The 3420-nt window shown below is 67.3% G+C and carries 2 protein-coding genes; both read left to right on the top strand.

The window, feature by feature from the left end; all coding sequences use genetic code 11:
- The coding region (locus ACFT2C_RS05860) for a tetratricopeptide repeat protein (RefSeq protein ID WP_377206079.1) at positions 1-525 on the top strand (525 nt) is incomplete at its 5' end.
- 686 nt (positions 526-1211) lie between these two features.
- Positions 1212-3420 (top strand): tetratricopeptide repeat protein (locus ACFT2C_RS05855; protein ID WP_377206078.1); only part of this gene is annotated, 2209 nt, incomplete at its 3' end.

The following is a 3420-nucleotide window of genomic DNA, read 5'->3' as shown; positions in this document are numbered from 1 at the left end:
GTCGCCACTCACCGGCGTTTGGCCGAGGCCAACCCTGACCGGTACGAGCCCGACCTTGCCGGGTCGCTGACCAACCTTGGCGCCCTGCTCTGGGATGTGGGGCGTGTGGTGGAGGCGGTGCCGGCTACCGAGGAGGCCGTCGCCACCTACCGGCGTTTGGCCGAGGCCAACCCTGACCGGTACGAGCCCGACCTTGCCGGGTCGCTGACCAATCTCGGCTTCCAGCTCTCGGAGGTGGGGCGTGCGAAAGAGGCGTTACCACCCACCCAGGAGGCTGTCGCCATCCGTCGGCGTCTGGCTGAGACCAACCCCGATCGGTACGAGCCCGGCCTCGCCAACTCTCTGTCGGGGCTGGGCCACCGCCTTGAAGGCTTAGGACATCGAAGCAGGGCGATTGCGGTACTGCGGGAATCCGCTGCCGTCTACGAACGTGTTGTGCACCGCAATGAGGCACGCTATCGCGACGAGTCTCAGCGTGTGCTCACGTTCCTGCGTCGCCTGGAAGGCGAACCCGACACCGCGTAGACCGCGATGGGTACGTACACACGCCCCCAAGTAGCTGGACCGCGAGGTCCTCAGTCGGTGCTCCTGCCCCTGGCGCATCTGACTTGGCCTCCTCTCGCAAGGGCGCCAGTCCACCGTCGAGAATCCACCTGTACGGACTAATTTTCGACGTACTGAAACCGGGAAACCCGGTACGCGGCATGCCAAGGATGACAAGTGGGACGCTTACTGGACAACTCGGGGACAACTACACCGATTCAGGTGACATCTCCGACGGATCCCTACAGCGTTGTAGGGATCCCCTCAACTTGTCGGTTGAGCGGCGTAGTTGTCGGCAAGTTGCTGCTTGGATGGCCGCTGGTGCCCAGATCTGGTAGGCGGTCGTTGATGCGCATCAGGGTTGTCCTCTTCCGCGGTCGTGTGCGGTTCTACCCCACAGGTGCGGTGATGGTGCCGCCGGATGAAGCGCCGGCACTGGCCCAGTCCGCACGGCGGCGGAGGGTGGCCCGAGAGCGTGCCGTGGTGGACGACAGATGACCGGCCATATGTGCGGGCACTGGTGTGGTGATCGTGCTGTTGTCCGGGGCGTCGCCGAGATAGTCCAGGCTCACGGCCGGGCAGTGTTGACGTGGTTCCATCTGCTCGTTCCGCACTTCGTGATGTGTTGGTGCTGGTCGCCGCCACGGGGTGCCGCTACGTTTACGGCCATGCCGCCAGTGCGTCACGGGCGTCTTCAACGCCAGTTCATCGTGTGGATCCCCGTCGCTATTGCGGTCGGTGCAGCCGTCTGGCTTGGCCTGCTTGCCCTGGCCCCCGATGACGCGCCCCCGATTGTCATGGCGGCCGCTCCTGTGGTCGCCGCGATCCTGACCTGGGTCGTCGAGCAACCGTTCGAGCAGGCTAAGAGGCACCGGGAAGACGAGAAGCGCTACGCCGAGAATGCCCGCCGGGAACGCGAAGCCGAAGCTGCCCAGGCCGAAGCCCGGAGGATCGAGCTCGCCCGGCGCCAGGCGTACGTCCCAACGGGACCGGCCTCCCTGCTGTCACCGGCCCGTAGGATCGTCCCGTTCCTTGGCCGCGACGGGGATCTCGCCGACATGGTCGACTGGTGCGAGACGACAAACGGCCGTCATCCGTCGGACGTCCGGTATCGTCTGATCACCGCTGCCGGCGGTGTCGGCAAGTCCCGCCTGGCCGAAGAGCTCAAAAACGCCCTCGCTAGCCTGCCCCTCAATGCCGGGCCCAGGTGGCAGTCGTTCGCCGTCGGCCGAGACCAGGAGGCGGGGTTCGTCACTCATGCCCGTGAGGCGTACCCCGGTCAGCCTTTGCTGGTCGTGGTTGATTCTGCCGACGCCCGCCCCGACCTGCGCAACCTGCTCGACGATGCGCTCGACATCGGTGGAACTATCCGGGTCCTTATGCTTGCCCGCACTGCGGGCGTCTGGTGGAGCGAGCTGACCGAGGTCGCTGGTGACCTGGGCGCGCTACTGGCTCCAGCGTGGGCCGGGTCCGACCTGGCTGACGTCGACGTTCCCGCCCAGGAACTGCTCGACGCCGCCGCGCGGGCGTTTGCGGAGGCCCTTGACCTGCCGGCCCCGGCCGTAGGTGTCACCGGCGACGGGAGTGCTCGTGCGCTCGACCTGACAGCCGCGAGCCTCGTCGCGATCCTGCGCCAGGACGGGCCCCGAGCAGGTGCGACGCGGCAGATCGTCAGCTTTGCGGACGTCCTGGACGAGTTGCTGCGTCACGAGGCCAGTCACTGGCACACGACCGCCCGGGCTGCTGGGCTCGGCACGTCGCTAACAGGACCGATGCGAAAGCTCCTGCTCGCCTCCGTTGCGCTCCTCGGCGCCGACGACCAAGCACAGGCTACCGAGCAGGCCGCACGTGTTATGGAGTGCTTCACCGGGCAGGTCCCGAGCACAGACCTGCCCGACACTGGACGAGTCGCGTTCTGGCTGAAGACGACCTACCCGCCCACCGACCTGGACCGGTGGGCGGCTCCGCTACAGCCGGACCGTCTTGCCGAGCACCTGGTCGTCGCGACCCTCCGACACCCGCACGACGGCACAGCCCGGCGGCACAAGACTGCCCTGCTGGAAAACCTCACAACTGCGCAGGCGGTCAGCGCGATGACCGTTCTCACCCGCGCCGTCACCGACCCCGCCCGTCATGACCACCATGCCACGATCCGCGATCTGGCCGACCACCTCACCACCCACCTCCCCGCCGACGACACGACCCTAGATTCCGTCGCTGCGGCGATCCCCTACCCGTCAACCCGCATGGCGCCGACCAGGCTGCTTCTAGCCAAACGACGGCTCGACCTCGCACGCAGCCACCCTGAAGACGAAAATGCCCTCGCCGCCACCCTGAGCAATCTCGGGATCGTTCTCTCCGAGTTGGGGCGTCCGCAGGACGCGTTGCCCCCTATTGCGGAAGCGGTCAGCCTCCGCCGGAGTCTGGCCGAGGCCAATCCCGACCGGTACGAACGCTACCTCGCCCACTCCCTGACTGTCCTCGGGATAGGGCTCTCCGAGCTAGGGCGTCCGCAGGACGCGTTGCCCCCTATTGAGGAAGCTCTCGCCGCGTATCGGCGTCTGGCCGGGGCGAATCCCGACCGGTACGAACCCGACCTCGCCCGCTCCCTGACTGGCCTCGGGATAGGGCTCTCCGAGCTAGGGCGTCTGCAGGACGCGTTGCCCCCTACTCAGGAAGCTCTCGCCGCGTATCGGCGTCTGGCCGGGGCGAATCCCGACCGGTACGAACCCGACCTCGCCCGCTCCCTGACCAACCTCGGCGTCCGGTTCTTCGAGCTGGGGCGTCTGCAGGACGCGTTGCCCCCTACTCAGGAAGCTCTCGCCGCGTATCGGCGTCTGGCCGGGGCGAATCCCGACCGGTACGAACCCGACCTCG

The sequence above is a fragment of the Promicromonospora sp. NPDC057138 genome (assembly GCF_042670845.1).
Classification (GTDB): domain Bacteria; phylum Actinomycetota; class Actinomycetes; order Actinomycetales; family Cellulomonadaceae; genus Promicromonospora.
The sequence above is the reverse complement of the archived record's forward strand: the minus strand, read 5'-3'. Positions and strand labels throughout refer to the sequence as shown.